Source organism: Streptomyces sp. NPDC057438 (assembly GCF_042802995.1).
Taxonomy (GTDB): domain Bacteria; phylum Actinomycetota; class Actinomycetes; order Streptomycetales; family Streptomycetaceae; genus Streptomyces.
This window is the reverse complement of record NZ_JBHVDD010000135.1, coordinates 1-16,478: the sequence shown is the minus strand read 5'-3', so window position 1 is coordinate 16,478 and position 16,478 is coordinate 1. Positions and strand designations below refer to the sequence as shown.

General features: G+C 71.9%; 16 protein-coding genes. 5 read left to right on the top strand and 11 right to left on the bottom strand.

The window, feature by feature from the left end:
- Nucleotides 1-115 precede the first annotated feature (115 nt).
- The 5 genes from fabF to fasR all read right to left on the bottom strand — a co-directional run bounded on the left by fabF (nt 116) and on the right by fasR (nt 5,095).
- Nucleotides 116-1,387 carry a beta-ketoacyl-ACP synthase II gene (gene fabF, locus ACFU5F_RS40100; protein ID WP_319363213.1) on the bottom strand — a complete coding sequence of 424 codons (1,272 nt, stop codon included), beginning with the start codon at nt 1,385-1,387 and terminating at the stop codon, nt 116-118.
- Nucleotides 1,388-1,492: 105 nt separating this feature from the next.
- The gene (locus ACFU5F_RS40095) at nt 1,493-1,741 is read right to left on the bottom strand and encodes an acyl carrier protein (RefSeq protein ID WP_045557916.1); all 249 of its coding nucleotides are present in this window, start codon (nt 1,739-1,741) and stop codon (nt 1,493-1,495) included.
- A 102-nt stretch (nt 1,742-1,843) separates the two neighbouring features.
- Nucleotides 1,844-2,875: a ketoacyl-ACP synthase III gene (locus ACFU5F_RS40090; RefSeq protein ID WP_383898324.1), complete on the bottom strand. Its 1,032-nt coding sequence runs from the start codon at nt 2,873-2,875 to the stop codon at nt 1,844-1,846.
- Between the two features lie 13 nt (nt 2,876-2,888).
- A complete protein-coding gene (locus tag ACFU5F_RS40085; RefSeq protein WP_383898322.1) occupies nt 2,889-3,803 on the bottom strand; it encodes an ACP S-malonyltransferase in 915 nt (304 codons plus the stop codon).
- An 89-nt stretch (nt 3,804-3,892) separates the two neighbouring features.
- Nucleotides 3,893-5,095 carry a fatty acid biosynthesis transcriptional regulator FasR gene (gene fasR / locus ACFU5F_RS40080; RefSeq protein ID WP_013003982.1) on the bottom strand — a complete coding sequence of 401 codons (1,203 nt, stop codon included), beginning with the start codon at nt 5,093-5,095 and terminating at the stop codon, nt 3,893-3,895.
- A 352-nt stretch (nt 5,096-5,447) separates the two neighbouring features.
- On the opposite strand from fasR, the gene ACFU5F_RS40075 reads away from it, so the two are divergent.
- The gene (locus tag ACFU5F_RS40075; protein WP_383898327.1) at nt 5,448-6,107 is read left to right on the top strand and encodes a pirin family protein; all 660 of its coding nucleotides are present in this window, start codon (nt 5,448-5,450) and stop codon (nt 6,105-6,107) included.
- Nucleotides 6,108-6,114: 7 nt separating this feature from the next.
- Here ACFU5F_RS40075 and ACFU5F_RS40070 read toward each other — a convergent pair whose 3' ends face one another.
- The 3 genes from ACFU5F_RS40070 to ACFU5F_RS40060 form a co-directional block, all read right to left on the bottom strand.
- Nucleotides 6,115-7,959 (bottom strand): protein kinase, encoded by a 1,845-nt coding sequence (locus tag ACFU5F_RS40070; RefSeq protein WP_383898320.1) that lies wholly within the window; start codon nt 7,957-7,959, stop codon nt 6,115-6,117.
- Between the two features lie 124 nt (nt 7,960-8,083).
- Nucleotides 8,084-8,911, bottom strand: coding sequence for a serine hydrolase domain-containing protein (locus ACFU5F_RS40065; protein WP_383898318.1), 828 nt, complete (start codon nt 8,909-8,911; stop codon nt 8,084-8,086).
- A 19-nt stretch (nt 8,912-8,930) separates the two neighbouring features.
- Nucleotides 8,931-9,401, bottom strand: coding sequence for a GNAT family N-acetyltransferase (locus ACFU5F_RS40060; protein WP_383898317.1), 471 nt, complete (start codon nt 9,399-9,401; stop codon nt 8,931-8,933).
- 97 nt (nt 9,402-9,498) lie between these two features.
- Here ACFU5F_RS40060 and ACFU5F_RS40055 point away from each other — a divergent pair, with 97 nt between their 5' ends.
- Entirely contained in the window at nt 9,499-10,020 is a 522-nt protein-coding gene (locus ACFU5F_RS40055; protein WP_383898315.1) for a MerR family transcriptional regulator, read from the top strand.
- Complete coding sequence (locus ACFU5F_RS40050; protein ID WP_383898313.1) at nt 10,017-11,030, top strand: aldo/keto reductase; 1,014 nt, start codon at nt 10,017-10,019, stop codon at nt 11,028-11,030. Before ACFU5F_RS40055 ends, ACFU5F_RS40050 begins: the two co-directional genes overlap by 4 nt.
- Before the next feature lie 140 nt (nt 11,031-11,170).
- Here ACFU5F_RS40050 and ACFU5F_RS40045 read toward each other — a convergent pair whose 3' ends face one another.
- From ACFU5F_RS40045 to ACFU5F_RS40035, 3 genes are all read right to left on the bottom strand, one after another.
- Nucleotides 11,171-12,028 carry a DUF4429 domain-containing protein gene (locus ACFU5F_RS40045; RefSeq protein ID WP_383898311.1) on the bottom strand — a complete coding sequence of 286 codons (858 nt, stop codon included), beginning with the start codon at nt 12,026-12,028 and terminating at the stop codon, nt 11,171-11,173.
- A gap of 76 nt (nt 12,029-12,104) precedes the next feature.
- Nucleotides 12,105-13,313 carry an alpha/beta hydrolase gene (locus ACFU5F_RS40040; protein WP_383898309.1) on the bottom strand — a complete coding sequence of 403 codons (1,209 nt, stop codon included), beginning with the start codon at nt 13,311-13,313 and terminating at the stop codon, nt 12,105-12,107.
- A gap of 125 nt (nt 13,314-13,438) precedes the next feature.
- Nucleotides 13,439-14,101: a TetR family transcriptional regulator gene (locus tag ACFU5F_RS40035; protein ID WP_383898308.1), complete on the bottom strand. Its 663-nt coding sequence runs from the start codon at nt 14,099-14,101 to the stop codon at nt 13,439-13,441.
- A gap of 101 nt (nt 14,102-14,202) precedes the next feature.
- On the opposite strand from ACFU5F_RS40035, the gene ACFU5F_RS40030 reads away from it, so the two are divergent.
- Both ACFU5F_RS40030 and ACFU5F_RS40025 read left to right on the top strand, forming a co-directional pair.
- Entirely contained in the window at nt 14,203-15,828 is a 1,626-nt protein-coding gene (locus ACFU5F_RS40030; protein ID WP_383898306.1) for an MFS transporter, read from the top strand.
- A 285-nt stretch (nt 15,829-16,113) separates the two neighbouring features.
- A complete protein-coding gene (locus ACFU5F_RS40025; protein ID WP_383898304.1) occupies nt 16,114-16,419 on the top strand; it encodes a small hydrophobic protein in 306 nt (101 codons plus the stop codon).
- The last annotated feature ends 59 nt before the right edge of the window (nt 16,420-16,478 follow it).

The window sequence follows — 16,478 nt, the reverse complement described above, 5'->3', positions numbered from 1 at the left end:
CGTGCGGCTCCGCCGCGTGGGCGCGAGAAGCCCCACCCACCCGCACCCGAGACACGAACAGACGCGGCCGGGGTCCCTGAAAGGGACCCGGGCCGCACTCGCGACAGCGGACGAATCAAACCGTCCGGAACGCCAGCACCACGTTGTGCCCACCGAACCCGAACGAGTCGTTGAGGGCGGCGATACGGCCCTCGACCGGCAGCTTCCGCGCCTCGCCGCGGACGATGTCCGCGTTGGCCTCGGCCTCGGGGTCGAGGTCGTTCACGTTGATCGTCGGCGGAGCCACCCGGTGGTACAGCGCGAGCACCGTCGCCACCGTCTCCACACCGCCGGCACCACCGAGCAGGTGCCCGGTCATGGACTTGGTCGCGGACACCGCGAAGTGGTCGGTGTCGTCGCCGAACACCTTCCGCAGCGCCTTCAGTTCGGCGATGTCACCGGCCGGCGTCGACGTGCCGTGCGCGTTGACGTGCACGATCTCCGCCGGGTCCAGGTCGGTGCGGTCCAGCAGGTTCTGCAGGGCGTGCGCGATGCCCCGTCCCTCCGGCTCCGGCTGCACGATGTCGTGGCCGTCGGCGGAGATGCCCTGGCCCACGGCCTCGGCGTAGACCCGGGCACCCCGCGCCGCCGCGTGCTCGGCCGACTCCAGGACGACGACACCGGCACCCTCGCCGAGGACGAAGCCGTCACGGCCGGTGTCGTACGGACGGGAGGCGCCCTGCGGGTCCTCGTTGTTCTTGGACATCGCCATCATGTTGCCGAACGCGGCGATCGGCAGCGGGTGGATGGCGGCCTCGGTGCCACCGGCGATCACGACGTCGGCGCGGCCGGTGCGGATCATCTCGATGGCGTAGCCGATGGCCTCGGCGCCCGACGCGCAGGCGGAGACCGGGGTGTGCACACCGGCGCGCGCGCCGACGTACAGACCGACGTTGGCGGACGGGCCGTTGGGCATCAGCATGGGCACGGTGTGCGGGGAGACGCGGCGTACGCCCTTCTCCTTCAGCACGTCGTACTGGTCGAGCAGCGTCGTCACACCGCCGATGCCGGAGGCGATGACCGCGCCGACACGGTCCGCGTCGACGGTGCCGTCGTCGGCGGAGGTTTCCGTGTAACCGGCGTCGGCCCACGCCTCCTTGGCCGCGATCAGCGCGAACTGCGCCGAGCGGTCCAGACGGCGGGCCTGCGGCCGGGGGATGACCTCGGTCGGCTCCACGGCGATCTGCGCGGCGATGCGGACCGCCTGGTCGGCGGCCCACTCCTGCTCCAGGGGACGGACGCCGGACTTGCCGGCGATCAGCCCCTCCCAGGTGGAAGTCGCGTCGCCACCCAGCGGTGTGGTTGCGCCGATACCGGTGACGACCACGGTGCGATTGGTCGAGTTCACGGGAGTTTTCTCCAACGGTTACGAGGATTCAGCGGCGCCACCGCCGGGTGGCGGGGCAAACGGACTGCTCCGCGGGGGGACCGGGCCGGACCCGATCCCGCCGGATCAGCCCTGGTGCTTGAGGATGTAGTCGGTCGCGTCGCCGACCGTCTTGAGGTTCTTGACGTCGTCGTCCGGGATCTTGACGTCGAAGCGCTCTTCGGCGGCGACGACGACCTCGACCATGGACAGGGAGTCGACGTCCAGGTCGTCGGTGAAGGACTTGTCCAGCTGGACGTCCTCGACCGGGATGCCGGCGATCTCGTTCACGATGTCGGCGAGACCGGCGACGATCTCTTCCTGGGTGGCGGCCATGTCAGGCGCTCCTTCGTTGATTCCAGAGAGTGGGCGGCCCGCCGCGGCAGCGGCAGGTTGTGCGTGTTTCCCGCGCCGGACCCGAAGATCCGGCAGCGGTGCCTAGGGGAGGGTAACGACCGTCGCTGCGTACACGAGACCCGCCCCGAAGCCGATGACGAGCGCGGTGTCGCCGCTCTTCGCCTCACCGGTCGCCAGGAGCCGCTCCATCGCGAGCGGGATCGAGGCGGCCGAGGTGTTGCCGGTGGTGCGCACGTCACGCGCGACCGTGACGTGCTCCGGCAGCTTGAGTGTCTTCACCATCGAGTCGATGATCCGCTCGTTGGCCTGGTGGGGAATGAAGACGTCCAGGTCGTCCGAGGTGATCCCGGCCGCGTCCAGCGCCTGCTGTGCGACCTTCGCCATCTCGAACACGGCCCAGCGGAACACCGCCTGGCCCTCCTGCGTGATCGCGGGGAACTTGACGTTGCCCTCGCTGTCGAGCGGGAGCCGCTCCAGGTCACCGACCCGGTACTCGTTCCACGGGACCGTCTGCTTGATCGTGCCGGACTTGTCGCCCTCGGAGCCCCACACCGTCGGACCGATGTGCGGCTCCTGGGAGGGGCCGACGACGACCGCGCCGGCACCGTCACCGAAGAGGAAGGCCGTGGCCCGGTCCTCCAGGTCGGTGAGGTCGGACAGCCGCTCGACCCCGATGACGAGGACGTACTCCGCGGAGCCCTCGACGACCATGCCCTTGGCGAGGGTGAGGCCGTAACCGAACCCCGCGCAGCCGGCCGAGATGTCGAAGGCGGCGGCCTTGGCCGTGCCGAGCTTGTCGGCGATCTCGGTGGCGACGGCCGGGGTCTGGCTGAAGTGGGACACGGTGGAGACGACGACCGCGCCGATCTGCTCGGCGGCGATCCCGGCGTCGGCGATGGCCTTGCCGGACGCCTCGACCGACATGGCGGCGACGGTCTCCTCGTCGTTCGCCCAGTGCCGGGTCTCGATGCCGGAGCGGGAGCGGATCCACTCGTCGGACGAGTCGATCTTCTCCAGGATCACGTCGTTGGGCACCACCCGGACCGGGCGGTAGCCGCCCACGCCGAGGATGCGTGCGTACGGGGCGCCCTTGCTCGGCCTGATCTTCGACATAGGTCCAGGGCTCCTAATTCTGGTGCTCGGCGATGAGCGCGCGAGCGGCGTCGAGGTCGTCGGGTGTCTTGAGCGCGACCGTCGCCACGCCCGGCAGGGCGCGCTTGGCCAGACCGGTGAGCGTGCCGCCCGGGCACACCTCGATCAACGCGGTCACGCCCAGCTCCTTGAAGGTCTCCATGCACAGGTCCCAGCGGACCGGGTTGGCGACCTGACCGACGAGACGGGAGAGCACCTCGGCGCCGGTGGCGACGGCCTGCCCGTCCTTGTTCGAGACGTAGGTGAGCTTCGGGTCCCCGGGAGCCAGTTCCTCGGCGGCCTTGGCGAGGGTGTCGACGGCGGGGGCCATGTGGTGCGTGTGGAAGGCGCCGGCGACCTTGAGGGCGACCACGCGCCGTACGCCCTCGGGCTTGTCCGCCTCCAGGGCGGCCAGCTGCTCCAGGGTGCCGGCGGCGACGATCTGGCCCGCGCCGTTCACGTTCGCCGGGGTCAGCCCCAGCTTCTCCAGGTGCGGGATCGTCACCTCGGGGTCGCCGCCGAGCAGCGCGGACATACCGGTCTCGGTGATCGCGGCGGCCTCGGCCATGGCCAGGCCCCGCTTGCGGACGAGGGTCAGCGCGGCCGTGTCGTCGAGGACACCGGCGAACGCGGCGGCGGTGATCTCGCCGACGCTGTGGCCGGCGACCGCGCCGGGTGTCACGTCGCCCAGGGCGGCGGCGGACAGCAGTCCGGCCGCCACGAGCAGCGGCTGGGCCACGGCGGTGTCGCGGATCGCGTCGGCGTCGGCCTCGGTGCCGTAGCGGGCGAGGTCCAGCCCGATGGCGTCCGACCACGCGCCGAGACGGTCGGCGGCGCCGGGGAGGTCGAGCCAGGGAGTCAGGAAGCCGGGCGTCTGGGCGCCCTGGCCGGGAGCGACGAGTACGAGCACTCTCACACTCTCTCTTGAGGACGGCTCGGGCCGCCCGTGGGGACAGGGACGAAGAACACGTAGGGGTTTTGTAGCACCCCGACAAAACCCTAGAGCTGGGGATCCCCATCGACCAGACGCCCGAGGATCAGCGCGATCCGCAGGGTGAAGGCCGAGCGTACATCTGAGGGCGACCAGCCGGTGACGTCAGTCACACGTCGGAGCCGGTAGCGCACGGTGTTGGGATGGACGAACAGCATGCGGGCCGCGCCCTCGAGACTTGAGGCTTGTTCGAGATAGACACTGAGCGTCTCCAGGAGAGCGGAGCCTGCCTCCTCCAGCGGTCTGTAGATCTCCTCCACCAGTTGCTCGCGCGCACTGGGGTCCCCCGCGATCGCGCGCTCCGGAAGCAGATCGTCCGCCAGAACGGGGCGGGGCGCGTCCTGCCACGCCGTACATGCCTTGAGTCCGGCGGCCGCCGCCTGCGCGGACCGGGTCGCGGCCAGCAGGTCCGGGACGATCGGCCCGGCCACCACCGGCCCGGCCGCGTACGGCCCGATCAGCGACTTCGCCACCTGCAACGGGTTGTTGTCGCCACCGGCGATCACCACCAGCCGGTCGCCCAGCACACCGGTCAGGACCTGCAGTTTCGCGTGCCGGGCCGCGCGCCGGATGGCCTCCACGGTCAGCTCGCTGTCGCCGTCCGGGGCGGTGCCGAGGACGACGCAGACATGGTCGGGGGAGTTCCAGCCGAGCGCGGCGGCCCGGCTCACCGCCCCCTCGTCGGCCTCCCCGCTGAGCACCGCGTTCACGACCAGCGACTCCAGCCGGGCGTCCCAGGCGCCCCGGGCCTCGGCGGCCTGCGCGTACACCTGCGCCGTCGCGAACGCGATCTCCCGCGCGTAGACGAGCAGCGCCTCACGGAGCACGCCCTCGTCGCCGGGCGCGGCCACCTCGTCGATCGCGGACTCCATGACCTCGATGGTCGTGCGCACCATCTCCACGGTCTGCCGCAGCGTGATCGCCCGGGTCAGCTCACGCGGCGCGGTCCCGAACACGTCCGTCGAGATGGCCTGCGGGGCGTCGGGATGCCGGAACCACTCCGTGAACGCGGCGATACCTGCCTGGGCGACCAGCCCGATCCACGACCGGTTCTCGGGCGGCATCGCCCGGTACCAGGGCAGCGATTCGTCCATCCTCGCGATGGCCTGCGCGGCGAGGCTGCCGGACGACTTCTCCAGCCGCCTCAGGGTCGCGACGTGCGCGTGGACGGGCGGTACGGATGCGGGCCTGCTGGTTTCGGGTTCGGGCACGGGACAAGACTGCCTTATCGCTGCGCTTGCTCGTGCCGGAGGGTGCGTGGGCCGGGGGTGCGAGTCAGCCCCCGGGGGTGCGTGCACCGGCGGCCGCCGCCCCCCGGGGCCCCGCCGTCGGCCTGCGGCCTCGTCCTCGAGCGCCGGACGGGCTGGGCGGCCGGGGCCGGGTGTACCGCCAGGTCGGGTGTGCCGTTGCCCGGATGCTCTTCGGGGCGGATGTGCGGTCCGTCAGGGTGCCTGCCGTCGCCCCGGTCAGCCGCCGACACCGACGTGCTCCCAGCACCGAGCGAGTCTCACCTACGCCGCCCGGCACCGAGGGAAGCGACCGGAGGGATACCGTGGACGGGTGATGGAGTTGCGGCGCGCCGGTGAGCGCTACCCCGGGGGAGATCCGGAGGCCGGGATCGCCTCGTTGCACGCCTTCTCCTTCGGTGCGCACTACGACCCCGACAACCTCCGCTTCGGCGCGGTGATCGCCTGCAACGAGGAGCGCCTCGCCCCCGGTGCCGGGTTCGACGAGCACCCCCACAGCCATACCGAGATCGTCACCTGGGTCGTCGAGGGCGAGCTGACCCACCGTGACACCGCCGGCCACGAGACGGTCGTCCGCCCCGGTGACGTCCAGCGCCTCAGCGCGGCGGGCGGGGTGCGCCACGTCGAGCGCAACGACGGCTCCGTGCCCCTCACCTTCGTACAGATGTGGCTGGCGCCCCTGGACCCCGGCGGCGACCCCGCGTACGGGATCGTCCGCGGCATCGCCGACTCCACCCCGTACGCCGTCCCCGAGGCGGGCGCGATGCTGCACGTCCGGCGGCTCGGGGCGGTGGGGGAGCGGGCCGAGGTACCGGACGCGGCACGGGCGTACGCGCACGTCGTCCGGGGCACCGTACGGCTCGGACCGTACCGGCTGGGGCCCGGGGACTCCGTGCGGGCGGCGGGGGAGAAGGGACTCGAACTGGTCGCCGTCGAGGGACCGGTGGAGGTGCTGGTCTGGGAGCTGGGGGAGTGACGTACCGTCAGTTCTCGGTGGTCGGCTCCTCCGCGTTGCGCCACACCGTGATGTCCACGGAGACGTAGTCGCTGGGGTCGCCGCTCGCGGCCGAGCCCCGGAAGGTGACCAGCCCCATGTGCCCGGAGTTGGTCCGCACGCACATCTGGGAGTCCTCGGCGACCTGGCCGAGCTTGACGGAGGCCGTGTACCGGGTCTCGTTCCGGCAGGTCGCGAGCGAGCCCTTCTGGGAGTTGTTCAGCAGGACGAGCTTCTCGCTGCTGCTGCCCAGTTTCTTCTCGCCGAACAGGCTGTCCGAGTAGTAGTAGAAGTCCCCGTCGTCCTCGTACGACACCCCCATCTCGCTGTCCAGCGGCTTGGGCGGGGAGTCCGCGAAGCGCACGTAGTAGTTGCCCGGGATGTTGACGCCCTTGAACGTGACCGGCTTCGGGTCGGACTTCGGCTTGGACTCCGAGGAGCCGGAGGAGCCGGAGGAACTGCCGCCCGCACCGGCCGACGTACCGCCGGAGGAGTCGCTCGACGAATCCGTCAGGCCCTTCACGAGCGTGGCGCAGCTGCCGAGCAGTCCCAGGCCGAACACGGCCGCCACCCCGATGCCGATCCACTTGCCGGCCTTGCTGCGCGGCGGAGGCAGCGGCAGCGGACGGGGAGGCCCCTGCGGGTGCCCTTGGGGGTACGGCTGCTGCCAGCCCCCGGGCTGCGGGTACGGCGCCTGGTGCCCGGTCGGCACGGTGTGCGGACCCGACCGCGGGTGGTACGGCGCCGAGGGCGGGCCCGGCGGGGGCGGGGTCGCCGGCCCGGAGTGCATGGTCGGCGCCGCGTGCACGGTCTGCGCGCCGTGGTCCGCGGACGGCTGACTCAGCTGGGTCACCGGCGCGGTGGCCGGCGGGACCAGGGTCGCCGAGGTGACGGCTTCCCCGCCCTGGTCGCGCGCGGCCAGCAGCTCCGCCGACGCCGAGACCCGCCGGGTGATGTCGGCGCCGATCGCCTCCGGCAGCCAGGAGCCCGACTGGACCAGCGGGGTGGGCGACGCCTCCTGGCAGAGGGCGACGACCTCGGCGGGGGAGGGGCGGTCCGCCGGGTCCTTGGCCAGACAGCGCTCGATGAACCGGAGTTCGTCCGCGAGGCCGCTCAGGTCGGGCTCCTCGTGGACGATCCGGTACAGCACGGCGTGCGAGGGGCCGTCGCCGTACGCGCCGGACCCGCGAGCCGCGAACGCGGCGACCTGGCCGAGCGCGAAGATGTCCGACGCGGGCGTGACCGGCTTCCCGGCGGCCTGCTCGGGCGACATGAACGCCGGAGTCCCGATGGAGACGCCGGTGCCGGTGAGGGCGGTGGCGTCGGCGGCGCGCGCGATGCCGAAGTCGATGACCCGGGGCCCGTCGGCGGCGAGCAGCACGTTGGAGGGCTTCAGGTCGCGGTGCACGATGCCCGCGGCGTGGATGACCGACAGCGCCTCCGCGACCCCGGCGAGCAGCAGCAGGACCGAGTTCAGCGGCAGCGCGCCGTGCTCGGCGACCGCCGCGTGCAGCGACGGGCCGGGGACGTAGGCGGTGGCCAGCCAGGGCTGCGCGCCCCCGGTGTCATGGTCGAGGACGGGGGCGGTGTAGAGGCCCTGCACCCGCTGGGCGGCCCGCACCTCCTGCTCGAACCGGCGCCGGAACTCGGGGTCCTCGCTCAGCTCGGGCCGGATCGTCTTCAACGCGATGGGGTGCCCGCCCGGCGTGTACGACAGGTACACCGTGCCCATGCCGCCCGACCCGAGCCGCGCCGCGAGCCGGTAACTCGCCACGGTCGTCGGGTCACCGGCCTCCAACGGCCGGAACTGTCCGCCCGCGCGAACCTCGCCCATCGTTCTCCCCCGAAAGCTGTGCGGCTGATGTGCACGGGGGAGGCTAGCCGACGGACCGCCGCCCGGGGCCGATCGAGCCGGGCACCCGGGCCTTCCGTCGAAGAGTTGTCACTTCCTTCACGAATCAGACACTGTTCCCGACCTCGGCGAGCACAGTGTCCGTGAACGGCGTCCACGCCTCCACCGCCCACGGCCCGAACGCCCGGTCCGTCAGCGCCACGCACGCCAGTCCCGCCACGGGGTCGATCCACAGGAACGTCCCCGACTGCCCGAAGTGCCCGAACGTCCCGGGTGACGACGAGGTCCCCGTCCAGTGGGGCGACTTGGAGTCCCGGATCTCGAAGCCGAGCCCCCAGTCGTTGGGGTTCTGGTGCCCGTAGCCCGGCAGGACGCCCTTCGTGCCCGGGTACTGCACGGTCATCGCCTCCGCGACGGTACGAGGGTCCAGCAGCCGGGGCGCCTGTACCTCGGCGGCGAACCGCACCAGGTCGTCGACGGTCGATACGCCGTCCTTCGCCGGGGAGCCGTCGAGGGAGGTGGACGTCATCCCCAGCGGTTCCAGCACCGCCTGCCGCGCGTACTCCGCGAACGGCATGTCGGCCGCCTTGGCCACATGGTCGCCGAGCACCTCGAACCCGGCGTTGGAGTACAGCCGCCGCTCCCCGGGCGCCGCCGTCACCCGGTGCTCGTCGAAGGCCAGCCCCGAGGTGTGCGCCAGCAGATGCCGCACGGTCGACCCCGCCGGGCCCGCCGCCTCGTCCAGCTCGATCGCCCCCTCCTCGTACGCGACCAGCACGGCGTACGCGGCGAGCGGCTTGGTGACCGAGGCCAGCGGGAAGCGGTGCCCGAGGGGACCGTGGCTCCCGAGGACGGTGCCGTCCGCCCGTACGACGGCCGCGGCGGCGGTGGGAACGGGCCAGTTCTCGATCAGCGCGAGGCTCTGCAAGGACATGCCCCCGAGCCTAAGCCGCTCAGAGATCCAGCTGCATCAAGGGGTCCGACCTGCGCCGGAATCCCATCGACGCGTACAGCGGCTCGGCCTCGGCGGACGCGGTCAGATGGACGTGGCCGGCGCCCCGCTCCCGGAACCAGTTGAGGAGCGCGTCCACGCAGGCACGGGCGTACCCCCGGCGGCGGGCGTCGGGGTCGGTGGCGACGCTGAAGACATGGCCGACCGCGCCGTGCGGGTTCCCGGCCCGCCCGATCCGGTAGTCGACCGTCCCCGCCGCCAGCGCGGCGAGGGCGCCCGGCCGCTCCGGACGGTCGACCACGAAGGCCGTGAAGTCCCCGCAGGGGTCGGCGAGCCGGCGGCGTACGGTGGGCAGGGACTCGGCGTGCCAGTCGGTGGAGCGGTCCGCTCCCGGCATGGAGTCGATCATCACCTGCCGCAGCCGGAGCAGTTCGCGGGCGTCCTCGGCCATGGCACGTCGTACGAGACTCATGTCCGCACGCTAGCCAGCGGGTTCACGTCACGTCCTCGTGTTTTTCTCACCGTATTCGCTTGCTTGGAGCGCACTCGAAGGTTTTAGCGTGGGAGCCATGACGGTGATGGAGACCACGAGTACCGCGAGTGCGGCCGGCGCGACGAGTTCGGCGAGTTCGGCGAACGTCACGGGTGCCGCCGGCGCCGACAGTTGCGCCGGTCCGCCGCTGAAGCCGCGGCGGCCGGACGGGCGGGACAGGTACACGATCAGCGAGGTCGTCGACCTCACCGGTCTGACGGCGCACACGCTGCGCTGGTACGAGCGGATCGGGCTCATGCCGCACATCGACCGTTCCCACACCGGCCAGCGCCGCTACCGCAACCGTGACCTCGACTGGCTCGACCTCGTCGGCAAGCTCCGGCTGACCGGCATGCCGGTCGCCGACATGGTCCGGTACGCGGAACTGGTGCGTGCGGGCGACCACACCTACACCGAGCGCTTCGATCTGCTCAAGTCGACCCGGGACGACGTCCTGTCCCGGATCGCCGAACTCCAGGACACCCTGAGCGTGCTCGACCGGAAGATCAACTTCTACGCTGACGCCGGGCCCGCCCTGGCGTCGGAGAGGGCCTCATGACGGACGGCAGGATCGCGACGGCACGGCTCGGCACCGACGGGCCCGAGGTCGGCGTACAGGGCCTCGGCTGCATGGGCATGAGCTTCGCGTACGGCCCCTCGGACGCGGCGGAGTCCCGGGCCACCCTGGAGCGCGCGCTGGAACTGGGCGTCACGCTCTACGACACGGCGCACGCCTACGGCGCCGGGGAGAACGAGAGGTTCCTGTCCCCGTTCGTCAGGGCGCACCGGGACGAGGTCGTCATCGCCACCAAGTTCGGCCTGGCGATCGACCCCGACGACCCGACCAAGCGGATCATCCGCAACGACGCGGCGTACATCCGCGAGTCCGTCGAGGGAAGCCTGCGCCGCCTCGACGTCGACGTGATCGACCTCTCCTACATGCACCGCCGCGACGTGAGCGTCCCCATCGAGGAGACCGTCGGCGTCATGGCCGACCTGGTCCGCGAGGGCAAGGTCAAGCAGCTGGGCCTCAGCGAGGTCACGGCCGCCGAACTCCGCGCGGCCCACGCCGTGCACCCCATCGCCGCCCTGCAGTCCGAGTGGTCCCTCTTCAGCCGCGACATCGAGGCGAACGTCGTCCCCGCCGCCCGCGACCTCGGTGTCACCCTCGTCGCCTACTCGCCGCTGGGCCGAGGTTTCCTCACCGGCTCCTTCGCCCGCGCCGAGGACCTCACCGCCGACGACTTCCGCCGTCATCAGCCCCGCTTCACCGGCGACAACGCCGCCGCCAACGCGGCCCTGCTGGACCCGGTCCGCAAGGTCGCGGAAGCCCACGGCGCCACCCCGGGCCAGATCGCCCTGGCCTGGGTGCAGCGACAGGCACCCCTGCACGGCCTTCCCGTGGTCCCCATCCCGGGCACCCGCAAGCCGGGCCGGGTGGAGGAGAACACGGCGGCCACGCGGATCGTCCTCGGCGAGGAGGACATGACCCTGCTGGAACCGCTGGCGGCCCAGGTGGCGGGCGACCGCTACGCGGACATGCGGTTCACCTCCGCGGGCAGGGAGTAGCGCGGAACTCCGCAGCGGGGCGCGCTGAACGCCGAGGCGGGGCGCGTGGGGCCGTCACCCCCCAGGGGTGCGGGGAACCGCGCGACCGGCCACGAGGCACCGTCACCGACCCACGGCGCTCCCCGAGAACGGCGCAGTGGCTACAACTCGGCCAGCAGCTCCGCCTTCTTCACGCTGAACTCCTCGTCGGTGACCAGCCCCGCCTCGTGCAGTTCCCCCAGATGCCGGATCCGGTCGGCGATGTCGGCCGGATCCCGCCGGGGACCGGCGGCGGCCACCGGCTCCACGGGCCCGGCGGAGCCGGACCGTACCGCCGCCAGAACCGCCGCGGCGAACGGCAGCGACTCGTGCACCGGCCCGTACCCCAGCCCGAACACGACGGCGGCCGGATCATGGTCCGGCTGCGCCGGCTGCTCGCCGTTGGCATCGCGCCGCAGCAGCCGCAGGTATCCCTCGAACACCTCCGGCGAGCGCCACTCCACCCCGCTGAGCGCGCTCACCGGGAAACTCTGGTCCCCGGCCTTCCACTTCGCCGAGGAAGCGCCCGTCCAGGACCACCGGAACGACACCGACCGTCCGTCGAACGAGGCCTTGCCGTCGTACGCCTTGAACTGCAGCGGCACTTCGGGCGCCGCCACCAGGAAACGGTCGGCGGGCCCCGACCCGGTCAGCCGGGCCCGCAGCTCGTCGGCGTAGTACTCCGCGAGCGTCTCCCGCTCGGCCGGCAGCACCAGCCGGTACGGGTCGGAGCCCTCCTTGAGCTGGTCCGCCGCCGCCTCCATCAGCGGATCGGCGCCCGGTCGCGGCACGGCACGCAGGACGACGGTGCCCCGCTTCCCGGGTGTCAGCGTCACCCCCTCGATCGCCTCCAGGGGGACGCGTCGCTCACCGAGCGCCTGGAACAGCTTCGGCGTGCGAATCCCCCGTTCGAAGCGGATGAGCACGGAGTCGGACTCGAACTCCCAGGCGGCATGAAATCCGGCCAGTACGTCACCCATGCGGCTCATCGTATGCGGGCGACGCGGGGAAGTCCCGACCGTGGCGAACCGCACTTCTGCCCCCTCTCTACGCGCGTCAGGCCGCAGCGCTGTCGGACAGACCCGCTGAACACGTGTCGTCCTCCCGCGCACAGCGCACCGACGCGTAGGCGCCGATGCCGATTTCGGCGAAGTTGTGCAAACTCTCCGTGCCCGGCTCGAAATAGCCGCTGTGTCCCCGGGCGTCGGCGGCCGACAGGATGCGCGCCCCGAACTCCGAGGAGACCGGGTCGGCACCGTGGCCGAGCCCGCCGACCTCCAGATAGGGCACGTCCTGGATCCAGTCGTCGGCGTCCCGCATGGCCCACACCCGGGCCCCCGTCCGCAGCTGGCCCACCGAGTCGGCGCGCATGCCGGGGCTGCCGGCGACCGCGATGTCGGTGACCCGGGACGGCAGCGAGGACGCGGCGACCCCGCAGACCACCGAGCCGTAGCTGTGGCACACCAGCGCGACGGTGGAGCCGCCGGGCAGACTGCGCACCAGCGTGTTCAGCCGGACCGCGCCCTGTTCCGCGCGCAGCGCGGTGGCCGAGTCGAGGCCGAGGCCGGTGGGCGCGGTGTAGTCGGCCCAGGCGATGACGGCCGTGGGCGTCCCGGGGTCGGCCGAGCGCTCGGCGTCGTAGAGCGATTCGGCCATGCCGACGGGGGCGGAGAACCGGCGCTCGGTGCGCTGGAAGTTGATGATGCTGGTGTCGACACCGGGGACGACGACCGAGACGCGCTCGGCCGTGTCCAGATCGCCGAAGACCTCGGCGACCCGGCCGTTGCCCTCGGGGTCGAAGGCGAGGATGTGCCGCTTCTCCGCGGCGAGCATGTCGAAGCGGTGCGTCCGGCGGCCCGCCTCGTGCCGGCCGGTCACGGAGAGCCGCTGGTCGTGCATGCGCGCGCGTTCACGCTCGCTCTGCCGGTGCAGCGCGAGGCGGTTGGCCCGGTAGCGCAGCTCGACGGGGGCGCCGGCCATGTTGCCGACGGCGAGCGGGTACCTGTGGGCGAGTCTGCCGCGCTGGTGCGCGGTGAGCGAGGCGAAGAAGGCGGCCAGGCGGTGCGGGGAGGCGTCGGCGTCCGGCAGGTCGCGGCCGTCGAGGTGGCCGCGCTGCCACGCGGAGAGCGACGCCTGCAGCGGCGACTCCTCGCGGTGGCTGCGGATCGCGGTCCAGCCGGTGGTCGCCAGCATCACGAAAACCACGGCCAGCGCCAGCAGTGCGCGCCAGACGTTCAGTTGCGGGGTGGAGTCGAAGGAAGTCACTGAAAGGACACACTAAGAGAACGGAAGGGTCTCGCGTTAACCAAGTGAGAGGGATCACGTTTCGATCACACACCATCCGCGCGCTGCGCACGGGAAGGTCCCGATGGCGCCTTTCCTCACGCTTTTCAGCCAGTACGCCACTTTTCGGCCAACGTCGGTCGTACGGCGTCCAGATGCGCGGCGGTCAGTTCGCGCATCGCGTCCATGCTGAGGTCGCCGCCCTGGGCCCACATGCGCTCGGTCACCCTCATCACCCCGCCGAACAGGGCCACCGCCACCCGCGGCCGGGGGTCGGTGTGCACGTCGAGCCCCTCGCGCTCGGCGACGATTCCCTCCAGCTCCCGCGCGACCTCGTCCGAGCGTCGCAGATGGGCGGCCAGCAGCGCGGGTGTCGACTCGATCATGCCGTAGGCGCGCAGGTAGAGGTCCACGGGGACGACCCGGTCGACGGCCTCGCCGATGGCGTCCCAGCCCTCCAGCACGGCGTTGCGCATCGCCTCCAGCGGCGCCTCGTGCGCCGGGCGGGCGCGCACGGCGGCCAGGAAGTGCGCCTGGGTGAGGTCCATGGCCGCGAGGGCCGCCTCCTCCTTGCCCGCGAAGTAGCGGAAGAAGGTGCGCTGCGAGACGTCGACGGCCTCGGCGATCTCGTCGACCGTCGTCGTCTCGTAGCCCTGGGTGGTGAACAGCTCCAGGGCGGCCCGCAGCAGTGCGTCGTGGGTGCGCTGCTTCTTGCGCTCCCGCAGCCCCGGCCGCTCGTGCGCCGTCGCCGCCGTGGCAGCCGTCTCCATGAACCCTCGTCTCCACCCGCCCCCTGCGGCGAGTGACGTGACAGTTACCGACTTGTGAACTGGTTTGTCAACTGTCAGTCGCTGTCATTAGTCTCGCGCGTATGACTAGTCAGACCACTGTCGACAAGACGGGACCGGGGGACAACACGCCAGTCGTCCCGTCGGACCCGACGACGGACCGGGGCCGGGGCCTGCGCGGACATCCCTGGTTCACCCTCCTCACCGTGGCCGTGGGCGTCATGATGGTCGCCCTCGACGGCACCATCGTGGCGATCGCCAACCCGGTCATCGCGGACGACCTCAAGGCGAGTTTCGCCGAGGTCCAGTGGATCACCAACGCGTACTTCCTCGCGCTGGCGGTCACCCTCATCACCGCGGGCAAGCTGGGCGACCGCTTCGGCCACCGCCAGACCTTCCTCATCGGTGTGGTCGGCTTCGCCGCCGCCTCCGGGGCCATCGGCCTGTCGGACTCGGTCGCCTTCGTGGTGACCTTCCGTGTCTTCCAGGGCCTGTTCGGTGCGCTGCTGATGCCGGCCGCGCTCGGCCTGCTCCGCGCCACCTTCCCCGCCGAGAAGCTGAACATGGCGATCGGGATCTGGGGCATGGTCATCGGCGCCTCCACCGCGGGCGGCCCGATCCTCGGCGGCTTCCTGGTGGAGAACGTCAGCTGGCAGTCGGTGTTCTGGATCAACGTTCCCGTCGGCGTCCTCGCCGTGGCCCTGGGCGCCTGGATCCTGCTGGACCACCGCGCCGAGAACGCCCCGCGCTCCTTCGACCTCCTCGGCATAGCCCTGCTCTCCGGAGCCATGTTCTGCCTGGTCTGGGCGCTCATCAAGGCCCCCGAGTGGGGCTGGGGCGACGGCCTGACCTGGACCTTCGTCGCCGCGTCCGTCGCCGGCTTCGGTCTCTTCGCCTTCTGGGAGACGAAGGTGCGGGAGCCGCTGATCCCGCTGGGCCTCTTCCGGTCCGTCCCGCTGTCCGCGGGTGTCGTCCTGATGGTCCTGATGGCCATCGCCTTCATGGGCGGCCTGTTCTTCGTGACGTTCTACCTCCAGAACGTGCACGGGATGAGCCCCATCGACGCGGGTCTGCACCTCCTCCCGCTCACCGGCATGATGATCGTCGGCTCGCCGCTGGCCGGCGCGCTGATCACCAAGGCCGGACCGCGCGTCCCGCTGGCCGGCGGCATGGCCTTCACCGCGATCGCGATGTACGGCATGTCGACGCTGGAGACCGACACCGGCAGCGCCGTGATGTCCCTGTGGTTCGCGCTCCTCGGCCTCGGCCTGGCCCCGGTCATGGTCGGCGCCACCGAGGTCATCGTCGGCAACGCGCCGCTGGAGCTGTCCGGTGTCGCCGGTGGTCTCCAGCAGGCCGCGATGCAGATCGGCGGCAGCCTCGGCACGGCCGTACTGGGCGCCGTGATGGCCTCCAAGGTCGACGGCGACCTCCCGGGCAACTGGGCGGACGCCGGTCTCCCGCCGCTCACCGAGGCCCAGCTCGGCCAGGCGTCCGAGGCCGTCCAGGTCGGTGTCCCGCCGGTCGCCGACGGCACCCCGCCGGAGGTCGCGGCGAAGATCGCCACGGTCGCGCACGACACGTTCATGTCCGGCATGGGTCTGGCGTCCCTCGTGGCCGCCGGCGTCGCGGCGGTCGCCGTCCTCGTGGCGTTCCTGACCAAGCGCGGCGAGAACGCGGAGGCGGGCGCCGGGGCGGCGCACATCTGACCGCCCACCGCTGCTTCGCGCGCGGGTTTCCGCCCGCGTTCGCCTATCAGGGTGACAACGCCGAAGATCGCTTCCACTCCGTAGGCGCCGCAGGTCACAGTGGGTCAAGTCCTCCGCATGGCATGGTCGTTGCCGGCGGGGAGACCCGGGGGTCTGCGGCGCGCTGCCGGAGGGGGGCAGCGCGCGCGGCCGGTGTCCGCCAACACCCCCTGGTTTCAACCACTGCGCGGGGGTACCCGTCGTTCTGTACGCGAACTGACCGCGAGGTTCAGGGAGTTGATGACGATGGCGGGCTTCGGACACGGTACGCGCAGGCACCCCCGAGCACGTGGCCGGACGTGGTCACAGAGCGGGCCGGATCGCGCGACCCTCGGGATCGTCGGCGTCATCTGCGCGGTCGCGGGATTCTTCGTCCTGGGCATCGTCCTCGGCCCGGTGGCGGTCCTCTGCGGCTGGCTGGCGATGAACCGCACCTGGTCCGGCACCCGCCCCGTCCCCGCGGTCGTCGCGGTCGTCCTGGGCGCGATCGACACGATCCTGGCCATCATCTGGCTCGCGAGCGCGGCCGGGCCGGGAACCGGTCTGCTCTGACGGCGCGGGTGGCCCCGCACTCCTGAGAAGCAGTGGGCGCAGCCCCTGCTTCTCAGGAG

What these genes read in the sequence shown, in the direction of transcription:
- ACFU5F_RS40050 (WP_383898313.1), top strand. Translation starts at nt 10,017, where the DNA reads ATGACGGACGGCAGGATCGCGACGGCACGGCTCGGCACCGACGGGCCC.
- ACFU5F_RS40090 (WP_383898324.1), bottom strand. Translation starts at nt 2,875, where the DNA reads ATGTCGAAGATCAGGCCGAGCAAGGGCGCCCCGTACGCACGCATCCTC.
- ACFU5F_RS40060 (WP_383898317.1), bottom strand. Translation starts at nt 9,401, where the DNA reads ATGAGTCTCGTACGACGTGCCATGGCCGAGGACGCCCGCGAACTGCTC.
- ACFU5F_RS40065 (WP_383898318.1), bottom strand. Translation starts at nt 8,911, where the DNA reads ATGTCCTTGCAGAGCCTCGCGCTGATCGAGAACTGGCCCGTTCCCACC.
- ACFU5F_RS40030 (WP_383898306.1), top strand. Translation starts at nt 14,203, where the DNA reads ATGACTAGTCAGACCACTGTCGACAAGACGGGACCGGGGGACAACACG.
- ACFU5F_RS40035 (WP_383898308.1), bottom strand. Translation starts at nt 14,101, where the DNA reads ATGGAGACGGCTGCCACGGCGGCGACGGCGCACGAGCGGCCGGGGCTG.
- ACFU5F_RS40070 (WP_383898320.1), bottom strand. Translation starts at nt 7,959, where the DNA reads ATGGGCGAGGTTCGCGCGGGCGGACAGTTCCGGCCGTTGGAGGCCGGT.
- ACFU5F_RS40045 (WP_383898311.1), bottom strand. Translation starts at nt 12,028, where the DNA reads ATGGGTGACGTACTGGCCGGATTTCATGCCGCCTGGGAGTTCGAGTCC.
- ACFU5F_RS40025 (WP_383898304.1), top strand. Translation starts at nt 16,114, where the DNA reads ATGGCGGGCTTCGGACACGGTACGCGCAGGCACCCCCGAGCACGTGGC.
- ACFU5F_RS40055 (WP_383898315.1), top strand. Translation starts at nt 9,499, where the DNA reads ATGACGGTGATGGAGACCACGAGTACCGCGAGTGCGGCCGGCGCGACG.
- ACFU5F_RS40075 (WP_383898327.1), top strand. Translation starts at nt 5,448, where the DNA reads ATGGAGTTGCGGCGCGCCGGTGAGCGCTACCCCGGGGGAGATCCGGAG.
- ACFU5F_RS40095 (WP_045557916.1), bottom strand. Translation starts at nt 1,741, where the DNA reads ATGGCCGCCACCCAGGAAGAGATCGTCGCCGGTCTCGCCGACATCGTG.